We start from the raw sequence: 20,196 nt of genomic DNA, 5'->3' as shown, positions 1-20,196 counted from the left end.
AGTTCAATCGCAACAAAAATCGTGCCACAATTGTCCGCGGTGGGCGTGCCTTGGGTCGATGCTTGCATCTGGCTCTCCGATGGTTCGAGTCGTGGAAAACCCAAACCTACCGGAAGGGCTCGCTCACCGCTCCCCCATGGAATCTACCGCAGTTCGCACGATCGCCCCTACTGCGGCACCATGGTCTCCTTCACGGCGGCGACGAGCTGGCTCAGCGTGAAGGGTTTTGGCAGGAAGTCGAATTGCTGGCCCTCGGGCAGGCTCTTCTCGAAGGCGTCCTCGGCATAGCCGGAGACGAAGATGAACTTGATCTCGGGGTTCTTCTCGCGCATCGCCTTGAGCAGCGTCGGGCCGTCCATCTCCGGCATCACCACGTCGGAGACGACGAGATCGATGGCGCCAGCCTGCTCCTCCAGCATCTCCATCGCCTCGATGCCGTTCTCCGCCTCGACCACGGTGTAGCCGCGCGAGCGCAGGCCCCGGGCGTTGAGCGCGCGCAGGCCCTCCTCGTCCTCGACCAGCAGGATGGTGCCCTGGCCGGTGAGATCGGTCCGCGGCTTCTGCTCGGGCCTGGCCGCGCCGTTGGTGGCCGGCGCCTCGGCTTCCGTCTCCTGCGCGGCGATGTGCCGCGGCAGGAAGATCTGGAACGTCGTGCCCTTGCCTTCCTCGGAATCGACGTAGATGAAGCCGCCGGTCTGCTTGATGATGCCATAGACCGTCGACAGCCCGAGGCCGGTGCCCTTGCCGACCTCCTTGGTGGAGAAGAACGGTTCGAAGATCTTCTCGCGGATGTCGAGCGGGATGCCAGTGCCGGTATCGGCGATCTCGATGCGGACATAGTCGGCCGCCGGCATGCCCTTGTAGGCGAGCTGCACGGCGTCGGCCGCGGTGATGTTGGCGGTGCGCACCGTCAGTGTGCCGCCGTCGGGCATCGCGTCGCGCGCATTGACCGCGAGGTTGACGATCACCTGCTCGAACTGCGAGACGTCGACCTTGACCGGCCACAGGTCGCGGCCGTGCACGAAGTCGAGCTTGACCTTCTCGCCGATCAACCGGCGCAGCAGCATGGTGAGGTCGGAGAGCGCGTCGCCGAGGTCGAGCACCTGCGGCCGCAAGGTCTGCCGGCGCGAGAACGCCAGCAGCTGCCGTACCAGCGTGGCGGCGCGGGTCGCGTTCTGCTTGATCTGCATGATGTCCTGGAACGACGGATCGGTCGGCTTGTGCGCGTTCAAGAGGAAGTCGTTCGCCATCATGATGGCGGACAGCACGTTGTTGAAGTCGTGGGCGATGCCGCCGGCGAGCTGGCCGACCGTCTCCATCTTCTGCGACTGGTTGATCTGGATCTCGAGCGCGCGCCGCTCGGTGGTTTCCAGGAGATAGACGATCGCGGCCTCGGTATCGCGCTCGTCCTGCTCCACGGTGGTGACGAAGAACTGGCCCCAGCGCTCGCGGGCGCCTTCCAGCAGCACCTCCACCGGGGCGATGTCGCCCTGCCCCTCCGCGGCCTGATTGATCGCGGCAATCAAATGATGGCGGTCGCGGGAGTTGACCGCGCGGACAATCGACTTGTTGGCGGCGCCGTCGGCAGAGAGACTCTGGGCGAGCTTGGCGAAGCGGGCATTGGCGCGCACCACGGCGCCGTCGCGGTCGACCGTGGCGATCGCCATCGGGGTGTGGTCGAAGAAGCGCATGAAGCGCACCTCGGCGGCGCGCTCGGGATCGGAGCGCTCGTCGCGGGCGCGGCTGATCACCAGCGTGCGCGAGGGGCCCGGCACCCCGTCGGCGCCGAAGGCGAGCTTGTGGTAGAGCCGGACCGGCACGGTCTTGCCGCCGCGCATCTTGAGGTCGATGTCGAACACCTCGGTCTTGACCTCGCCGGGCACGGCGACGATCGAGGTCAGCAGCGAGGCGCCGTCGCCGGAGACGATGTCGGTGAGCTTGAGCCCGCCCGAGCCGATCTCGGCGAGATCGTAGTCGAGCCAGTTCGCCAGCGTCGCGTTGACATAGGCGAGGTCGCCCGCGGCATTGACCGAGAAGAAGCCGCAAGGCGCGTGGTCGAGATATTCGATGGCGTGCTGCAGCTCCTGGAACACGTCCTCCTGGCGCTCACGGTCGCGGGTGATGTCGGAGATCGACCATACCGCGTAGCGCGCCTCGCGCTTGCTGGTTCCGAGCGGGCGGACCCGCATCCTGAGCCAGCGGCCGTTGGTGCCCTCGCCGGCGATCCGCACCTCCTCCTGCTGGCGCTTGCCTTCCCGCGCCGCCTTCAGGAGGCGGAACACCGCCTCCGAGACGTCGGGGTTGCCGATGAAGACCCGCTCGACCGGGCGCGCGTCCTGGGCGCTGGCCGCCCCGGTCAGCGCGAGATAGGCCGGGTTGCAATAGGCCAGATGGCCGCGGGCGTCGGTCACGGCGAGGCCGTCGGCGGCGTGATCGGGGATCCGGCTCATCACGGGGTCGTCGTCGGTGCGATCGGCGAAGCGCACGATCCCGGCCGCGAAAGCGAACAGGCTGAACAGCCCGACCATCGCCAGCACCGCGAGAAGCCCGAGAATATAGGGCTGCGCCTGCGCCCGCCCGATGGTCATCAGCGCGACCGCGACCGCCACCAGCGACGCGGCCACCACCAGCACCAGAAGGATGCTGCCGCTCCGCGCCCGCGGTTCGTGCGCGGTCATGGACTCCCCGGACAAGTCATTCTCGGTCTCGACGGTCATGGCACCGGGCATGGGTGATTCTGGCGCGCATTCTAACGCACCTCGCCCTCCAGTGCCTGAATCGGGGCCGCCAGCGCAAGCCCGTCCAGCGGTTATTTCATCGATTCCCGTGGATTTTCAGGCCTTTCCTGTCCCGGGGTCAGGGCTGCCGGCCGGACAGGTTGCGCTTGAGCCCCATGACGTAGCCGATGATCTCGGCCACCGCATGATAGTGCTCGACTGGAATTTCCTCGTCGATCTCGACCGTCTTGTACAGCGCGCGCGCCAGCGGCACGTTCTCGACGATCGGAATGTCGTGGGCCTTGGCGATCTCCCTGATCTTGAGCGCGATGTTGTCCTGGCCCTTGGCGACGCAGATCGGCGCCGGCATGCCGCGGTCGTATTGCAACGCCACCGAGAAGTGAGTCGGGTTGGTGATGACCACCGAGGCCTTCGGCACCGCGGCCATCATGCGCTTCTTCATCCGCGCCACGCGCAATTGACGGATGCGGCCCTTGATATGGGGATCGCCTTCGGACTGCTTGAACTCCTCCTTCATCTCCTGCAGCGACATCTTCTGCCGCTCGTACCAGGTCCGGTACTGGAACACATAATCGAGGATCGCGACCAGCGCGAGGATCGCGACCACCGAGCCCATCAGGTGGATCGTCATCGACGAGGTGATCGACAGCAGCGCGGAGGGGTCGAGCCGCACCAGCGATTCGAGCCGAAGCCGCTCCGGCCACAGGATCATCGTCATGACCGCGCCGAGCGCGGCCAGCTTGAACAGGCCTTTGCCGAAATTGACCGCAGCCTGCTTGCCGAAGATGCGCTTGGCGCCGGCGGCCGGCGAAATCTTGCTGAACTTCGGCTTCAGCGATTCCGCCGACCAGACGAGGCGGTGCTGCAGCATGTTGCCGGCGATCGCCGCCAGCGCCAAAAACAGGAGCGGCACGCCGACGGCGGCGATGACGGCATATTCGAGGCTGCGCGCCAATGCCAGGAGGCCAGGCCCGTCGGTCCTGATCATCCAGGATTTCGCGATCAGGTTCTGCATCGGAACCAGGATGCCGCCGCCGATCGACCCGGAGAAGGTCGACAGCACGAGCGTCGCGCCCGCGATCACGAACCAGGTGTTGATCTCCTGGCTCTTGACGACGTCCCCGCGCTCAGCCGCCTCGTCGAGACGTTTTTGCGTGGGGTCTTCTGTCTTGTCCGAGCTGTCGCCGTCTTCCGCCACGGTCTTCGACCTCTACTTGAGCGGGATCATGTCGTGCATGACGCCGATGAAATAATCGAGATAGCTTCCCATCATCGCGGCGAGCACCAGCGCGAAGATCAAGAAGCCCGCGAAGATCGACAGCGGCACGCCGACGAAGAACACCTGCATCTGCGGCATCAGCCGCGCCAGCACGCCGAGCCCGATGTTGAAGACGAGGCCGAACACCAGGAACGGCGCAGCGAGCTGCAGGCCGATCCGGAACGCGGCGGCGAAGGCGCGGGTCGCGAGCGCCGCAACGTCGCCGCTCGCCATGGTCTCGCCGGGCGCGAAGATCGCGTAGCTGTCGTTCAGCGCGGCGATCACGAGATGGTGGCTGTCGGTCGCAAACAGCAGCGTCACGCCGAGGATGGTCAGGAAATTGCCGATCAGCACGCCCTGCTGCCCCTGGGTCGGGTCGATCGAGGTGACGAAGCCGAGCCCCATCTGCTGGGCGATCACGCTGCCGGCGACCTGCAACGCGGCGAGCGTCACGCGCGCTGTCGCGCCGAGCACGATGCCGATGACGATCTCGTGCAGCATCAGCACCAGCAGCGAGGTCATCGACTGCAGGTCGACGTGATAGGCGTTGCGGTGCAGCGGCAGGAAGATCAGCGTGAGCAGGAGCGCGATCGACAGCTTGATGCGGACCGGGATGTTGGACTCGCCGAGCCCCGGCATCAGCATCACCATCGCGCCGATCCGCGCGAACACCAGCATGAAGGTGGCCGCGAGTACGGGCAGCAGGGAGACGTCGATGCGCATGGCGGCATATTTGCCTCAGCCGCCGATGATTCGCGACGATATCCGCATCATGTGGGCGTGCAGCGAGTCGGCCATGAACGGCAGCGCCAAGAGCAGCGTGACGAAGATCGCCAGGATCTTCGGCACGAACACCAGCGTCTGCTCCTGGATCTGCGTCAGCGCCTGGAACAACGACACCACGACGCCGACCACGAGGCCGACCATCATCAGGGGCGCCGACACGATGACGATGGTCCAGATCGCGTCACGCGCCACGTCGAGGGTTTCCGCACCGGTCATCTACATGGTCCCTTTGTCAAATCATTCACCGTCATTGCGAGCGAAGCGAAGCGATCCATGGTTCAGCGCATGCCGATGGACGGATTGCTTCCTCGCTTCGCTCCTCGCAATGACGCGGCTCGCAACGGCGACAAGCGTTCAGATCGTCATCTTCATGACGTCTTCGTAGGACTGGATCACCCGGTCGCGCACCGAGACCAGCGTCGAGACCGCGACGTCGGTCTCCGCCACCGCGGTGACCACGTCCATCACATTGGCTTTGCCGTTCGCCATGGCCATGGTCTGCGCGTCCGACTTGCGGCCGGCCTCCATGACGCTGCCGACGGCATCCTTGAGCAGCGCGGCGAACGACGGGCCGCTCGAGTCCGTACTCTTGCCGGCGCCGCCGGAATCCAGGATGCGGGCGAGATTGGCATAGGCGTTGGCGGCGACGGTGGGGGAAGCCATGGCTCAAGGGTTCCTTCAGCTCTTGAGGATGTCGAGCGTGCGCTGGATCATGCGCCGCGTCGCACCGATGATGTTGAGGTTGGCCTCGTAGGACCGCTGCGCGTCGCGCAGGTCGGTCATTTCGACCACCGTGTTGACGTTGGGATATTTGACGTAACCGTTCTGGTCGGCGGCCGGATTCGACGGCTCGTATTTGGTGCGGAACGCCGTGGGGTCGGGCGCGACCTTGCCGAGCTTGACCACTTGGGCGTCGAGCGCACGGTCCAGTGCGGTGGAGAAGGTCGGAACCTTGCGGCGATAGGGATCGCCGCCGGCGGTCGGCGCGGTGGAATCGGCGTTGGCGATGTTCTCCGAGATCACCCGCATCCTGCCGGCCTGCGCGCGCAGGCCGGAGGTGGCGATCCCCATCGAGCGGACGAAATCGCTGCTCTTGTCGTCGGTCATGCCCCGCCCTTCCCACCCTTAGTTCCGGACCTAACCCTTGCCGATCGCGGTCTTCAGAAGATGCAGGCTCTTGGTGTAGAGCTGCGTCATCGCCGCATAGTCCATCTGGTTGTTGGAGACCTTCATCATCTCCTCTTCCAGGCTGACGGCGTTGCCGGCGGGCCGGGTCTCGAAGCCCGCCCGCTTGTTCTGGTCGAAACTCTGCTCGCCTCCACCCGCCGGGGTGATGTGCGAGTTGCTGGTGCCCGCCAGCGGCAGCGCGCCCGCCGTGCCGGTCGCGGCGCCCGACGCATCGAGCTTGGGTTCCACCAGATCGCGCGGCCGAAAGTTCGGCGTATCGGAATTGGCGACGTTCTCCGACAGCAGGCGCTGGCGCTCCTGGTGCCACAGCATCTTGGTGCGCATCGCCGACAAGGCAGGAAGATCACTGATGGACATCGCGCCGCTCCGTTCTCGCCCCTGCAGCGGATCGCCGGAAGGTAGGCAGAATTTGCCGCGTGCATGGTTAACAACGGGTTAAGCGAAACGGCATCGGGGTACGACGAGGCGTTGTCGGACACCGCGCGAGACGCGCAATGACGTGCAATTTCGCCACGAAATATCCATTACCCCCGTTGGCACACGGTATCGCATGTCCCAAGAAGTGGTTTGGCCCGGACGATTCATAGGTTATTAAGGTAGTGGGCGGCAGTTCCTGCCGTAGGGTGTTAAGACTTCGTTCCCGGCCTCAGGCTTGTTCGCCAGTTGATCCGCCACTCGGCGCGCCGTGCCGCGAAACGAAGGCTCGATGTAAAGCGGGATTGGCTGGGGACTTGGCATGCAGGCAGTGACGTTCTTCTTCGCCTTTGTGGCGGTACTGGCCCTGATCGGTCTTGCCGCCTGGCTGGTCCGTCGATTCGCTGGCAATCGTCTCGGCGCCCCTCCAAATCGTGGGCGCATGCCGCGCCTCGCTGTGATCGACGCTGCCGCAGTGGACGGACGCCGCCGCCTGGTGCTGGTGCGGCGCGACAACGTCGAGCACCTGTTGATGATCGGCGGCCCGACCGACATCGTGGTCGAGTCCAACATCGTGCGCGCGGGCGCGAGCCGTGAGCAATTGCCGCAGCGGCCGACCCCCGCCGCCGCGGAACCGCCAGCGCGTATTGCGCCATTGGCCGAGGCCTGGATGGACACCGAACACGCGCGCACGCCGGAGCATGCCCGGGTCGACGCGTTCAATCATGGCGAGCCGCCAATGCCGGAGCCGCCGCCGCGGCCCACGCGTCCCTCCTTCGCCGACGAGATGCGCCGTCCAGTGCCGACGCCGCCGCCTCCGCTGCCGGATCGGCGCAGCGATGCGCTGGCGGCCTTCAATTTGGAGCAGATGGGCCAGCGTCCGGAGCCGCCGCGGCCGGAACCCAGGCTGGAACCCAGACCCGACACCAGGTCGGCAGCAAGAACCGAACCCAGGATCGAGCAGCGGCCAGAGCCATCCGTCCTGCCACGGACTGAACGGACTGAACCGCGGGCGGAGCCGCGCGCGGAACCGAGCCTCATCGAGCCAAGGGCGGAGCCCCGCGCCGAGCCGAGGCCTGAGCCGCGTCTGGAGCCCAGGCCTGAGCCGCGTCCTGAACCCAGGATGGAACCCCGGGTCGAGCCCAGGCCCGAGACGACGGCACCGCGCCTGCCACGCGGCGAGCCGTTGACGCCGCGTGCCGCACGCCCGGTCGAAGCGCCGAAGCCGCCACCGTTGCGGACACCGGAGCGGGCCGCTGCTCCTCCGACGCCGCCTGCTCCTCCGACGCCGACCACCGCCGACCAGAATCTCGCCGAGATGGCTCAGCGTCTCGAAGCTGCGCTGCGCCGGCCGAATGATTCGTCGGCACTGCTGCCGATGCCTGCGGAACCGCCGCCAGTGCGCGCTGCGCAGCCGCCGCCAGTGCGCGCCGCGCAACCGCCGCCAGCGCGTCCCGCATCGCGCAGTGAGCCGCCGCCGATACCACCGGCGCCACCTGCTCCGCCGGCCGCGCCATCGCCGAGAACCAACTTCGAGAATCTGGAAGACGAGATGGCCTCCCTACTCGGTCGACCGCGGTCGTCCTCGTCGTCATCGTGAGCTTGGCACGACCCCCGCGTAGAGTTCTGTTCCTCCTCGTCCTGATCGCAGCCGGCCTGCTGGCCGGCGCTGCGCGCGCGCAGGACATCAGCATCAATCTCGGCGGCGCCGGTGGTGGCGGGGTCACCGAGCGCGCCATTCAGCTGATCGCACTGCTGACGGTGCTGTCGATCGCGCCGTCGATCCTGGTGATGATGACGTCGTTCACCCGCATCGTGGTGGTGCTGTCGCTGCTGCGCACCGCGATGGGCACCGCGACCGCGCCGCCGAACTCCGTCATCATCGCGCTTGCGATGTTCCTCACCGCCTTCGTCATGGGGCCGGTGCTGCAGAAATCCTACGACGACGGCATCCGGCCGCTGATCGCCAACCAGATCACCGTGGAGGACGCGCTGCAGCGCGCCTCGGTGCCGCTGCGCGGCTTCATGGAAAAGAACGTGCGCGAAAAGGACCTCAAACTGTTCATGGATCTCTCGGGTGAGCCGCCGCCTGCGACGCCCGACGAGCTGTCGCTGCGCATCCTGGTGCCGGCCTTCATGATCTCGGAATTGCGCCGCGCCTTCGAGATCGGCTTCCTGTTGTTCCTGCCTTTCCTGATCATCGACCTCGTGGTCGCCTCCGTCCTGATGTCGATGGGCATGATGATGCTGCCGCCGGTCGTGGTGTCGCTGCCGTTCAAGCTGATCTTCTTCGTGCTGGTCGACGGCTGGTCGCTGGTCGCCGGCAGCCTGGTGCAGAGCTACGGGGGTTCGTGACCGTCATTGCGAACGGAGAGCCGTCGGCTGCACTGCGCTCCTACCCTGTCACATCGTACTGCTTGCTCAGATGATCCCCGATCTGCACCAGCATCGCGACGCATTCGGGATAGCCGGGTCTGGCCGCGGTCGCCGCGTCGGCGCTGGCGCGGAACTCCCAGCCGTCGCCGTCGCGCACGATCGAGATCACCATCGCCTCCGGACAGTCGGCGTGCACCTTCAGCTCCGCCCTGGCCATGGCGACGAGCTCGGCTTCGGTCTTGACGGGTCTGGCCATGATGGGCGGCTTTCGATCGATGAAGTGGAAGCCACAGGTTGCCGGTTTGCGCGCCCGCTGTCGAGGGGCTAGCCGCCCGTCCGCAAGGTGCCGACGATCTGCGGCAGCGCGCCGGTCTGATCATGATCGGTCTTCACCGAATCCTTCGATTCCGGCGACCAGGCGTTGACGTCGGGGAAGCGGACCTTCATCTCGCGAATGAAGCCGTCGAGCGTGTCGACGCCTGCCGCCATCCTGGCGATCGCCGCGAAGTCCGAGCTCGAGGACGCAACCGGCTTGCTCGCGATGTCGAACGCGACCTTGTCCGCCTCGCCGCTCATCAGCGGCGCGTATTTCTCGCGGAAGCGCGCCAGCCCGATTGCGTCCTCGGCCAGCGCGTAGCCCACTACGGCGCGGATGATATCCCCCTTCTCGACCGCGTTGAGCGGCTTGAAATCGCGCCAACGGTCGCCGTAATGGAGCTCGATCTGCTCCGAAGCTTCGCGCCAGCGCCGCGCCGCCCAGTAGATGTCGGAGCGAAGGCGGATCGCCTCGCGCCCGCCGATATTGGAGATGATGTCGAGCGCGAGGTCGTGACGGCCGACGTCACTCTGCGCGCGCGCCTCGAGCAGCAGCCGCTGCTGACGCAGTTCGCCGGAGAGATCGGCAATGCGGGTCGAACGCAGCGCCGCAATCGCCAAGTCCGGCTTTCGGTTCGTGAGATAGACCATCGCGAGCTTGGCGGCGACCTGGGCGCGCGCGGCACCCTCTAGTCGATGTTCGATCTGGTATTGCAGGAGCTCGGCGGCCTGGTCCAAGAGGTCGACGGCGACCAGCCGGTCCGCAAGCCGCCGGATCATCTCGTCGCCGCGGCGGCCGATCGGCGTCAATTCGCGGAACTCGTAGAACAGGCTGAGCGCGTCGATCGGCGGAAGGTTGTCGCCCTTGGTGCTCAGGAAGATCTGCGAGAACAGCGCCGAAGCGGAATCCTGGGCCTGGCGCGATGCCTCGGAATTGGGCTGCAGCTTGGTCGCCGTGCGCGCCGCGGCAAGCGAGTCGGCGTAGCGGCCGGTGTCGTTATAGATCTGCGCGAGCATCTGCAGGGTCTTCACCTCGATGTCGTCGCCGCGCCAGGTCATCGACAGCGTCTCGAGCTCACGCAACGCATCGGCCTGGCCGATCTCGTCGCGCTTCTGCTTCAACGCGATCTCCAGCACCTTGGCCTCTGCCGCCGCCTCGCGGTCGAACGAGACGACCGCGAACCTGTAGTCGTCCAGCGCGTCCTTGTCCTGGCCCATCGCCTGGGCCAGCCGCCCGCGCAACACCGCGACTTCCGGCTTCATGTCGTCCGGCACGCCGATCACGTCGAGCTCGGCGCGCCGCTTGGCGGCGCCCGCATAGTCCCTCACCTCGAGCGAGGCCCGCATCGCATCCGCCGTGACGATGCGCTGCATGTCGAGCGGCAGCGAGGCGATCGCGAACTCGACGTTCTTGAATTTCTCGCGTGCATCGGCCCATTTGCGCTGGCGCGCATAGGCCAGCGCCTTCCATAGCTGGGAGTCGTAGCTCTTGCCGATCACCGGGCTCGCGAGATCCTTCAGAGCCAGGTCCGACCGGCCGGACAGGATGCTCGCCACTGCATGCAGGTTCACGGCGACGCCTTCCTCGGGCTTCGGACCAGGATCCGCCAGCAGATACTCCGTCGCCCCCTTGGCTTCCGGATACATGCCGCGCGCCATGTAGAACCGGGCCAGGGTGAGACGCGCCTCGGAGCGACGCTCGGGATTCGCGTTCGCCAGGGTGAGGATCAGCCCATCCAGGCGGCGCCTGAAATTCTCGGTCTGATCCTTGCGCCACTGCTCGAGATCGAACATCGGCCGCACGGCCACCGGGGCGCGTTCGGCGGCGGCGTCGACCGGCGACAGCGTCAGGCCGCCCGGCCTGCCGAGGATGACCTTGTCGGGAGCGATCTCGACGCGGACCTCGTCGGAATTCGGACGGATCGCGACGCCATGAGCGGAATCGAGCAGCGAGAATTCGACGAAATCCTGCCGCTTGATGAAGCCGCGGACCGGCGGCGGCACGGTCACGACCAGCAGCGTGTCGCCGGCGTCCGGGTCGAGGATCCGGTGCTGGAGCGCCGGGTTGGCCAGCGGCACTACGAGATTGGCGAGCGCCGGATCGGTGATGTTGCGCAGGACCATCAGGGGCTGCGGCGGGGTCATCACCTTGTCGGCAAAGCTCAGGGTCCAGCGCGCGCCAGAGCTCCGCTCGTCGCCGCTCAGCGAATGCATCAGCGGCCGGTTCAGGCGGATGCGAACGGCCTGACCGTGCTCGAGCGGCATCCTGGAAACCTCGCCGACCTTGGTGCGGATCGGCTCGACGTCGAGCGGCCGGGTGGAATCGAACACCACCCAGACGGTGTCGCCGCGGCGGAACGACGCCGCCGGCGTTGCTGTCGGAAAGGAGAAGGTTACGCGCAGACCGTCGCTGTCGCGCAGGGCGTCGACGGTCGCGGCCTCCTCGCCCGGCTTGGCGACTGATGCCGGCTCCGCCGGCTTGGCGATCGATGCCGGCTCCGCTTCGGCCGCCTTCTTCGGCGCCTCGCCCGAGGCGGGTGCGGCTTTTGGCGTGTGCGCAACTGCCGGCGGCGCGTCCTTCGGCGCCGCCGAAGCGGCCTGGGCCGGCGCGTGTTCTTCGGCAGCCGGCTTCGCGGCCTCCTTGACCGCTTCCTTTGCGACGGGGACCGAGGGTTCTGGCGACATGGCCTGAGGCGCCGGCTTGGCCGCAGCCTCAGGATTGACGTCGGGCTTCGTGTCGGCCTTCACCTGTTGCGCGATCGACTCCGAGGTCGGCGGCTTGATCTCCTCGGCCGTGTGCGCGGCCGCGGACTCCTTCTCGGGCTTGTCCTCGTGCTTGGCGGCGGCGGGCGGCGTCGCGCCGTGCCCCGCCTCGACCACGGGAACGCCGCTCGCCTTGGCCCTGTCGGGCTGGAAGCCGACGTCGATGTTGTAGGTCCGCTCCTCACGGAAGGAATGCACGTCGACATCGCCGATCATGACGAGCTCGACCAGCGTCGAATCCCCTTCGACCCGCTGGTTGATCGCGGCGACGTTCGGCGGGGCGGCGATCTTGGCATCGGCAAGGTCGAACGTGAGCAGGCCGTTGAACGACACCGTCAGCTTCTGCTCGTTGAAGATCGAGGAGGCACCGACCCCGTCGGGCATGTCGAACACGAAGCGCACGAAGCTCGGCTGCACCAGGGCGCGCACGCGGACGGGCGGCCGCTTCTTCGCCGCGGCTTCAGCCCGCTGCTGGCGCAGCGCACGCTCGGCGGCGCGCGCGCGCTCGGCGAGTTCCCGTACCACCTCGATCGGCAGGCTCGGCGGCGGCCCCTTCCAGTTGTCGGGCAGGAAATCGATGAACACCCGCTCGCCGGCGGACATGGTGTTGATGGTCACCCGGCGCGCCAGCGACAGCCTCAATCCCATGCCGTCGGGATCGGCGCGCGCCGAATTGACATAGTCGGGGACTTCCTCGGCCAGCCGATCGGCGGACAGATCGACCGGCCGCTCGAACCGGATCACGACGATCGAGCCGGCAGTCGCCACCTCGGTTCCGACCTCGCGGGCGAATTTCAGCACCATCCGCGCGTAGCCGCCATTGGCGGCAAAGGTCAGATCGCCCTTCACCGGATCGGACTGCGCCGCGGCCGGAGCGGTCAGCGCGAGCAGGCAGAGGCCGCCGGCGAGGAGGAGCCAGCCACGCACGCAGCCGCCCGCGCGCCGCGCCGCGGCGCGGAGGTGCGACCCAAACCCAGCGGCTGCCATGCGCGCCATCGTGTCTTCTTCGGTCAACTCCAGCGGGGCAGTCTTGGCCCGCCAAGCACCCTAGAACAGGCGAATTAAGCGCTTGTTAAACATGCGCCTTCAATTCGACTCCGGCCTGATCAGCTTGCCCTCGATCTTGGGCAGATCGGCCTCGGGCGTGGCCTTGTCGCCGTTGGCTCGATGCGCGAGCTCAACCGTCAGCCGCTCGGCGGCCTCCGGCGACATCAATCCCATGATGTCACTCATCTTGCGCGGCGCGATCTGCGAGGCGATCTCGATCAGTACGGGCATCTCGAGCCGGTCGAACACCTTGGCCGCGTCCTTCGGCTTCATGCCCTCGTACATGGTGATGATGCCCTTGAACCGTGCGCCTTCGGCCTCGCTCTTCTGCTGGCTGGCGGCTGCGTTCTTCGCCTCGATCGACTTCATCTCGTCGACCTTGGTGTCGATGCGCTTCTCCGCGGCCTTCAGCAGGCTCTCGCGGATCTCGATCTCCCGCGCGCGCGATTCCAGCTCCTGGCGGCGCTGCTGCAATCGCTCGAGGACGGCCCGCTCGGAGGCCGAGACCGGCGTCTGGTTCTCCTCGGGATGGACGACGACGCCGTCGGGCTTGATTTCCGGCGCGGCGGGCTTCGGCGCCTCCTCCTTCGGCTTCTCCTTGGGAGCGCCGTGGGTCGAGCCGGTGATGTCGGGGTCCTGCCTGCCCGGGAAGTTCAGATTGTCCTGCGCCCAGGACCTGCGCGTCGATTTGGGATCGTAGTCGAAGACATAGCCGCCCTCGAGCACGAGGCCGGTGACCTTCAGCACCGCGAGCGCGCCGACGGCGAGCAGGACCAGCGGGATGACGCGGATGTTACGGAACGGTTTCATGCCGCAAGGCCGGACCTTCTGCGCTCGGTGAATGCCTGCGCCGCCGCGGCCACCGCCTTGGCAGCGGAGATGCGCTCGGGCGAGGCCCTGCCCGTCGCGGCCGGCTCGCTCGCCGCCGTCTCGGTCGACACCCGCTCGCTCGGCGCCGCGGCGGGCGCGGGCTCGGGCGCGGACAACGGCCGCGCCGCGATCGCGATCTTGGTCAGCCGGCGCACCACGTGGTCACCCTCGGCGAGCTGCTTCCGCAAATGCTCGGACATGTGGTTGGCCTGCGCGAGCTGACTGCCGAGGTTCTCGTTGACGTCGCGCACGGCGTGCTTCAACCCGCCGATCGCCCGCTCGGCGATCTCGGTCGCCGTGATCAGTTCACCGATCACCGCCTTCAGCGAGTGCTCGTCGGCCTTGAGCCGCTTCAGCCGCTTGTTCAGCAGCATGCAGTAGCCGATGGTCAGCACCAGCAGTACCGCCACCAGGCTCTCGATCGTCAAACCTAATGAATGGTTCATTGGGCCTCCATCAACTTGTTACGTTCGTCCGCCGTTTCGAACATCGCGAACGTGGTCCTCGGCTTGCGCAGCGGTTTCATCACGCGGATGGCGACGCGGTCGCCGACCCGCCCCATGCGCCCCTCGGTCAGGGTGACGCTGCCGCAGCGCACCGACACCAGCGTATCGGCGCGCATGTCGAGCGGCAGGGTGTCGCCGACCTTCAAGGTCATCAATTGCTTGAGCGGAATGTCTGATTCATAGAGCACGGCATCGACGGCGATCTCGGCCTGCGCCACCTCGGTCGCGAAATGGCCTTCCCAGATCGGGTCGCGGCCGAATTTCTCGCCCATGAACATCTGCAACAGGACGTTGCGGATCGGCTCGATGGTGGCATAGGGCAGCAGCAGCTCGACATTGCCGCCGCGGTCCTCCATGTCGATGCGCAGGCGCACCAGGATCGCGGCGTTGGCGGGCCGGCTGATCGCGGCGAAGCGCGGATTGGTCTCGAGCCGGTCGATCGTGAACCGCACCGGCGACAGCGGCCGGAACGCCTGCTCCGCATCGGACAACACCACCTCGACCAGGCGCTTGACCAGGTTGGTCTCGATCGTGGTATAGGGCCTGCCCTCGATGCGCAGCGTCGAGCTGCCGCGCCGGCCACCGAGCAGGACGTCGATCATCGAGTAGATCAGGGTGGAATCGACGGTGGCGAGACCGAAATTCTCCCATTCCTCGGCCTTGAACACGCTGATCACCGCCGGCAGCGCGATCGAGTTCATGTAGTCGCCGAAGCGCACCGAGGTGATGCGGTCGAGCGAGACCTCGACGTTGTCGGAGGTGAAGTTGCGCAAGCTCGTCGTCATCAGCCGCACCAGGCGGTCGAAGATGACCTCGAGCATCGGCAGACGCTCGTAGGAGACCATCGCCGAGTCGATGATCGCGCGGATGCCGGAATGGTCGTCGAGATTGACCTCGCCCGCGGTGAAGCCGAGCAGGTTGTCGATCTCCTCCTGCGAGAGCACGCGCTCGCCGGAATTCTTGTTGCCGAAGTCGCGCCCGCCGTCCTCGACCATCGCGGCCCATTGCAGGGCCATCGATTCCGTCAATTCATTGGCGGCTGCGGCTTCCGCCGCCCCGGCGGGATCCTCCGAATCGAGCGAGGCTTCCCATTGTGCGGCTATTGCATCCTGGTCGACGGGATCGTTGCCAGCCATGGTGTGTGCATCCGTCCCGCTACTGAACCACGATTTCCTTGAACAGCACCGCGCTGACCTGGCTCGGCGCCACCGCGGCGTTGACGCGCCGCGTCAGCTCCTCCTTGAGGCGGAACAGCCCGGCCGAGCCGTTGATGTCGGACGGCCTCAGCTCGCGCAGATAGGTCTGGAAGATGTCGGTGACACGCGGCAGCGACGGCTTGATCGCCTCGATATGCTTCTCCTCCTTGACCTCGAGCAGAAGCTTGACCTTGAGATACTGCACGCGCTCGCCCGGTCCGGTGACGAGGTTGACCAGCATGTCCGGCACCTCGACGAAGGACGGCGGCTTGGCCGCCACCTTCTCCTCGGCATGCTTCTCCTCGGCCCCGCCATGGCTGAAGAACATGAACCAGGTCACCGCGCCGACGCCCAGAACCCCGAGCACGGCGACGATCATGATGATGAGCTTGAGCTTGCCGCCCTTCGCGCTGGCGACGATTTCCTTGTCGCCGCCGTCGTCTTCGTTCTCTGCCATTGCCGCTCGGTCCGGTTTCGGTGAGCCCGACGGCGCCAGGAATGGCCTCGAGGCAGAGCCTCGATCGACGCGATACAACATGCCCCCGGCGCAAGACGCGCCCTTCGCACCGACGCTAAGGTAGCAATGGTTAACGGATGCTTTCTGCGGCGCATCGGGTAGGAAAAACTTGCCGGGCAAGCATGGTCAACGAGACCTTATTGCCGCCCTGCCATTCCCCAGCAAAACCAGCAACCAACTGACGGAGCTGACTTTTCCGAGTTGGCACGACCTTCGCTAACACCACAGGCGCGGACGCCCTCCGGCTTGGGAGAGCCAGGGCATCCGATCGAGGTCCGAAACGGATTCGCGGCTTGGGAGAGCCGTTCCGCCCTCGGATCGCCTCTTGAGGGGAGAACCACAACGATGGAGAACGCGCTTCTCGTCGGACTTTCGCGGCAGATGGTCCTGGAACGGCAGATGGATGTCGTCTCCAACAACCTCGCGAACGTCAACACGTCAGGCTTCAAGTCCGACCAGTCGCTGTTCGAGGAATATCTTTCCTCGCGCGCCCACGAGGACAATTTCGTGCCGAGCGACCGCCGCGTCTCCTTCGTGCAGGACCGCGGCACCTGGCGCGACTACGCCCCGGGCTCGCTGCAGCAGACCTCCAATCCCCTCGACGTCGCCATCGACGGCGCGGGCTTCCTCGCGGTGCAGACCGCCGGCGGCGAGCGCTACACCCGCGACGGCAATCTGCAGATGAACAATCTCGGCCAGCTCGTCACCCACTCCGGCGACCCCGTGCTCGGCAACTCCGGGCCGATCGTGTTCCAGCCGACCGACCACGACATCAACATCTCCCCCGACGGCACCGTGACCGTGCTGGAAGGAGCGAGCCACACCGATTCGATCCGCGGCAAGCTCCGCATGGTCTCCTTTGCGGACGCGCAGGCGCTGTTGAAGCAGGGCGACAACTACTACGCCGCGACCGGCGAGGGCGCCGCCCAGGCGGACGCGAAGTCGACGCTGCGGCAGGGCTATGTCGAGAAGTCCAACGTCAACGCGGTCACCGAGATGAGCCGGATGATCGAGGTGACGCGGGCCTACACCACGCTGTCCAACATCCTGTCGCAAGAGAGCGATCTGCACAGGAACGCGATCGAGAAGCTCGCCGACGTTCCGGCCTGAGCAACATAAGGGGTATTCGACATGCAGGCGCTCCACACCGCCGCGACCGGAATGGCGGCACAGGAACTGAACGTTCAGGTGATCTCCAACAACATCGCCAACCTCCGCACCACCGGCTTCAAGAAGCAGACCGCGGCGTTCCAGGACCTGATCTACCAGCACGTCCGCCGCGTCGGCGCGCAGGCCTCCGACCAGGGCACCATCCTCCCGGTCGGCATCGACCTCGGCGGCGGCGTCAAGACCGCCGGCACGCCGCGCACGATGACGCAAGGCACGCTCTCGCAGACCGGCAACGACCTCGACCTCGCCATCACAGGCGAAGGCTTCTTCAAGGTGCTGATGCCGGACGGCTCGTTCCACTACACCCGCGACGGCACCTTCCAGATGGACAACCAAGGCCGCATCGTCACCGCACTCGGCAACCCGGTGCAGCCGACCATCACGATTCCGCAGAACGCCTCGGGGCTCACCGTCAACCAGCAGGGCCAGGTCTCGGTGACGCTGCCGGGCTCGACCACCTCGCAGATCATCGGCCAGCTCCAGCTCACGCGCTTCATCAACAAGGGCGGCCTGCAGCCGGTCGGCAACAACGAGTTCACCGACACGCCCTCCTCCGGCGCGCCGCAGGACGGCGTCGCCAATACGGAAGGCTACGGCACCATCACCCAGGGCAGTCTCGAGCAGGCCAATGTCGACGTGGTCTCGGAGATGAGCGACCTGATCGCGGCGCAGCGCGCCTATGAGATGAACGCCAAGGTGATCTCCGCCGCCGACCAGATGATGCAGTCCACCACCGCGCTGTTCCGCTGAGGAGGCTGATCATGAATTTCCGTCGCTTCCTCCTCGCCGGCGCTCTTCTCGTCGCGGCCCCGGTCTCCGCGCTCGCCCAGTCCGGCGACGACATCATCAGGCCGCCGGTGCTGCGCGCCAGCGTCAGCGTCGCCTCCGACGTGGTGCGGATCGGCGACGTCATCGAGAACGCGGGCGCGGCCGCCGGCGTGCCGATCTACCGCTCGCCCGATCTCGGCACCACCGGCACGCTGCCAGCGGCGCAGGTGTTGAACGTGCTGCGCGCCCATCAGGTGATCGGGGTCGCCGCGGGCGACGTCAGGGAGGTCACGGTGACGCGGCTCGCGCGCACCATCACGCCGAAGGACATCCGCGGCGAGGTCGCGCGCGCGATCGAGCATCGCGGCGGGCTCGGCGACGCCGCCAATCTCAGCCTGACCTTCGACCGCGACCTGCAGGACATCCGGCTCGACGCCGCCAATGCGGGAGAGCTGCAGCCGGCCTCGGCGCATGTCGAGACCCGCACCGGCCGCTTCGACGTCAGCTTCGAGATCGCCAACGGCACTGCCGCGCCGACCCAGCTCCGTTTCACCGGCAGCGTGATCGAGACGGTGGAGGCAACCGTGCTGACGCGCAATATCGACCGCACCGAGCTGTTGAAATCCTCCGACCTCATGGTCGAGCGGCGGCCGAAGGCCGAGGTCGGCAGTGATCCTGCCCCGCGCGACCAGGTGATCGGCATGCAGATGCGCCGCCCGATGCGCGCCGGCCAGCCGCTGCGCATGGCGGACCTGGTCAAGCCCGATCTCGTGCAGCGTGACCAGCCGGTGACGGTAGTCTACCAGAGCGCCGGGCTCTATCTCACCACCCGCGGCAAGGCGCTCGATTCCGGCGCCGAGGGCGACGTCGTCAACGTGCTCAATCCGCAGTCCAAGCGCACGGTCACCGGCATCGTCACCGGCCGCGGCCAGGTGACGATCCAGATCGCCACACCGACCCCCGTTCTCGTCTCCGACACCTCGGCGATCGCCTCGAGCGACACCGAAACCACCGGCTCGATCGCAGCCGACACCACCGGCAAATGAATAGTCACCCGAAGTGAAAGTAAAAGTTCATGTCCCCCTTCAAGTATGAATTGCGGTATCAAAGGATCGCGGCCTCGGTCGCGTTGCTGACGGTCTTGAGCGCCGCCGGCGGCTGCTCCTCGATCGATCGCCTGTCGCAGATCGGCGAGAAGCCGAAGCTCAATGAGATCGAGAACCCGACCACGCAGCCCGGCTACAAGCCGGTGTCGATGCCGATGCCGAAGCCGGAGACGGTGTCCTACAATCCGAACTCGCTGTGGCGCAACGGCTCGCGCGCTTTCTTCAAGGACCAGCGCGCGCACCAGATCGGCGACATCCTGACGGTGACCGTCAACATCACCGACCAGGCCAATTTCGCCAACGAGACCCAGCGCAGCCGCACCGCCAAGGAGGATTCCGGCATCACCGACTTCATCGGCGCCAAGACGCTCGGCGCGACGGCGCAGAAGGTGCTGCCGGGCCGGCTGCTCACCGCCGATTCCGCCTCCTCCTCCGACGGCAAGGGCACCATCCAGCGCCAGGAGACGTTGCAGACCAACGTCGCCGCGGTGGTGACCCAGGTCTTGCCGAACGGCAACCTCGTGGTCGAGGGCAAGCAGGAGATCCGCGTCAACTACGAGGTCCGCGAACTGGTCGTCGCCGGCATCGTGCGCCCGGAGGACATCCAGAGCGACAACACCATCGACTCCTCCAAGATCGCCCAGGCCCGCATCTCCTACGGCGGCCGCGGCCAGATCACCGACGTGCAGCAGCAGCGCTACGGCCAGCAGGTGATGGACGTGCTGCTGCCGTTCTAGCGCGCATGATCCGGAAAAGTGGAAATCGGTTTTCGGACAGGATCATGCGCAGACATTGAAGAGCTCCCACATCACAGCCCTGCGAACCTAGGCGCAGGGCGGTGATGGATCAGACGGCCTCCGGTAGCTCCCCTGCCGGAGGCTGTCGTTCATTCTAAGTGCCAAGCGGGAGAAGGTGCCCTGCGCTTCACGTGATGATTCTGGCTGCTTTAGCGTTTAGGTCGGGGATAACGAGGATCGCGCCCAAATTTTCTCTGCGAGCTGCTTGAAGTCCAAATAGCAATCCGCAACGGCTTGCTGGTGTCCGCCAAAGGCTCCATCAGCGGGTCGGAGAAGAAAGATTGGCTTCCTCGCTTCTTGCGCCATCGGCATCAGAGAACGGTAGTCCTTCAGTCGGCCCAATCGATCTGGATCTTTGTCTACATCGTCGATGGAGGTCCC

General features: G+C 66.4%; 19 protein-coding genes and 1 pseudogene. 6 read left to right on the top strand and 14 right to left on the bottom strand.

Annotated features, from left to right (window positions below; translation table 11 throughout):
* Window positions 1-167 precede the first annotated feature (167 nt).
* The 7 genes from cckA to flgB form a co-directional block, all read right to left on the bottom strand.
* Window positions 168-2,717 carry a cell cycle histidine kinase CckA gene (gene cckA / locus JOY90_RS33950; protein ID WP_291695457.1) on the bottom strand — a complete coding sequence of 850 codons (2,550 nt, stop codon included), beginning with the start codon at window positions 2,715-2,717 and terminating at the stop codon, window positions 168-170.
* 139 nt (window positions 2,718-2,856) lie between these two features.
* Window positions 2,857-3,936 (bottom strand): flagellar biosynthesis protein FlhB, encoded by a 1,080-nt coding sequence (gene flhB / locus JOY90_RS33945; RefSeq protein ID WP_291695456.1) that lies wholly within the window; start codon window positions 3,934-3,936, stop codon window positions 2,857-2,859.
* Between the two features lie 12 nt (window positions 3,937-3,948).
* Window positions 3,949-4,719, bottom strand: coding sequence for a flagellar biosynthetic protein FliR (gene fliR / locus JOY90_RS33940; RefSeq protein ID WP_291695455.1), 771 nt, complete (start codon window positions 4,717-4,719; stop codon window positions 3,949-3,951).
* 15 nt (window positions 4,720-4,734) lie between these two features.
* Window positions 4,735-4,998, bottom strand: a complete 264-nt coding sequence (gene fliQ, locus JOY90_RS33935) for a flagellar biosynthesis protein FliQ (RefSeq protein WP_291695454.1) — start codon at window positions 4,996-4,998, stop codon at window positions 4,735-4,737.
* A gap of 138 nt (window positions 4,999-5,136) precedes the next feature.
* Window positions 5,137-5,445 (bottom strand): flagellar hook-basal body complex protein FliE, encoded by a 309-nt coding sequence (gene fliE / locus JOY90_RS33930; RefSeq protein WP_291695453.1) that lies wholly within the window; start codon window positions 5,443-5,445, stop codon window positions 5,137-5,139.
* A gap of 15 nt (window positions 5,446-5,460) precedes the next feature.
* Window positions 5,461-5,889: a flagellar basal body rod protein FlgC gene (gene flgC / locus JOY90_RS33925; protein ID WP_291695452.1), complete on the bottom strand. Its 429-nt coding sequence runs from the start codon at window positions 5,887-5,889 to the stop codon at window positions 5,461-5,463.
* A 30-nt stretch (window positions 5,890-5,919) separates the two neighbouring features.
* Window positions 5,920-6,327, bottom strand: a complete 408-nt coding sequence (flgB, locus tag JOY90_RS33920; protein ID WP_291695451.1) for a flagellar basal body rod protein FlgB — start codon at window positions 6,325-6,327, stop codon at window positions 5,920-5,922.
* Window positions 6,328-6,706: 379 nt separating this feature from the next.
* On the opposite strand from flgB, the gene JOY90_RS33915 reads away from it, so the two are divergent.
* Both JOY90_RS33915 and fliP read left to right on the top strand, forming a co-directional pair.
* Window positions 6,707-7,984: a flagellar biosynthetic protein FliO gene (locus tag JOY90_RS33915; protein ID WP_291695450.1), complete on the top strand. Its 1,278-nt coding sequence runs from the start codon at window positions 6,707-6,709 to the stop codon at window positions 7,982-7,984.
* Window positions 7,981-8,739, top strand: a complete 759-nt coding sequence (gene fliP / locus JOY90_RS33910; RefSeq protein ID WP_291695449.1) for a flagellar type III secretion system pore protein FliP — start codon at window positions 7,981-7,983, stop codon at window positions 8,737-8,739. The genes JOY90_RS33915 and fliP overlap by 4 nt, the downstream gene beginning before the upstream one ends.
* A gap of 40 nt (window positions 8,740-8,779) precedes the next feature.
* Here the strand turns inward: fliP and JOY90_RS33905 are convergent, their stop codons facing one another.
* From JOY90_RS33905 to fliL, 6 genes are all read right to left on the bottom strand, one after another.
* On the bottom strand, window positions 8,780-9,016 hold the full coding sequence (locus JOY90_RS33905; RefSeq protein ID WP_291695448.1) for a hypothetical protein: 237 nt from the start codon (window positions 9,014-9,016) through the stop codon (window positions 8,780-8,782).
* A gap of 68 nt (window positions 9,017-9,084) precedes the next feature.
* Entirely contained in the window at window positions 9,085-12,834 is a 3,750-nt protein-coding gene (locus JOY90_RS33900; protein WP_291695447.1) for a tetratricopeptide repeat protein, read from the bottom strand.
* Between the two features lie 90 nt (window positions 12,835-12,924).
* Window positions 12,925-13,695 (bottom strand): flagellar protein FlbB, encoded by a 771-nt coding sequence (locus tag JOY90_RS33895; RefSeq protein ID WP_291695446.1) that lies wholly within the window; start codon window positions 13,693-13,695, stop codon window positions 12,925-12,927.
* Window positions 13,692-14,201, bottom strand: coding sequence for a DUF6468 domain-containing protein (locus JOY90_RS33890; RefSeq protein ID WP_291695445.1), 510 nt, complete (start codon window positions 14,199-14,201; stop codon window positions 13,692-13,694). The genes JOY90_RS33895 and JOY90_RS33890 overlap by 4 nt, the downstream gene beginning before the upstream one ends.
* Window positions 14,198-15,397 (bottom strand): flagellar motor switch protein FliM, encoded by a 1,200-nt coding sequence (gene fliM / locus JOY90_RS33885; protein ID WP_291695444.1) that lies wholly within the window; start codon window positions 15,395-15,397, stop codon window positions 14,198-14,200. Before fliM ends, JOY90_RS33890 begins: the two co-directional genes overlap by 4 nt.
* A 19-nt stretch (window positions 15,398-15,416) precedes the next feature.
* Window positions 15,417-15,914, bottom strand: coding sequence for a flagellar basal body-associated protein FliL (gene fliL / locus JOY90_RS33880; RefSeq protein ID WP_291695443.1), 498 nt, complete (start codon window positions 15,912-15,914; stop codon window positions 15,417-15,419).
* 405 nt (window positions 15,915-16,319) lie between these two features.
* On the opposite strand from fliL, the gene flgF reads away from it, so the two are divergent.
* From flgF to flgH, 4 genes are read left to right on the top strand one after another with little or no spacing between them, the layout of a single operon-like run.
* Complete coding sequence (gene flgF / locus JOY90_RS33875) at window positions 16,320-17,084, top strand: flagellar basal-body rod protein FlgF (RefSeq protein WP_291695442.1); 765 nt, start codon at window positions 16,320-16,322, stop codon at window positions 17,082-17,084.
* 21 nt (window positions 17,085-17,105) lie between these two features.
* Window positions 17,106-17,894: a flagellar basal-body rod protein FlgG gene (flgG, locus tag JOY90_RS33870; RefSeq protein ID WP_291695441.1), complete on the top strand. Its 789-nt coding sequence runs from the start codon at window positions 17,106-17,108 to the stop codon at window positions 17,892-17,894.
* An 11-nt stretch (window positions 17,895-17,905) separates the two neighbouring features.
* A complete protein-coding gene (flgA, locus tag JOY90_RS33865; protein ID WP_291695440.1) occupies window positions 17,906-18,958 on the top strand; it encodes a flagellar basal body P-ring formation chaperone FlgA in 1,053 nt (350 codons plus the stop codon).
* 29 nt (window positions 18,959-18,987) lie between these two features.
* Window positions 18,988-19,755, top strand: coding sequence for a flagellar basal body L-ring protein FlgH (flgH, locus tag JOY90_RS33860; RefSeq protein WP_291695439.1), 768 nt, complete (start codon window positions 18,988-18,990; stop codon window positions 19,753-19,755).
* A 216-nt stretch (window positions 19,756-19,971) separates the two neighbouring features.
* Here the strand turns inward: flgH and JOY90_RS33855 are convergent.
* A pseudogene (locus JOY90_RS33855) lies at window positions 19,972-20,196 on the bottom strand (hypothetical protein); the annotation flags it as partial.

The sequence above is a fragment of the Bradyrhizobium sp. genome (assembly GCF_019242285.1).
Lineage (GTDB): Bacteria > Pseudomonadota > Alphaproteobacteria > Rhizobiales > Xanthobacteraceae > Bradyrhizobium.
This window is presented reverse-complemented; position numbering and strand designations above follow the sequence as displayed.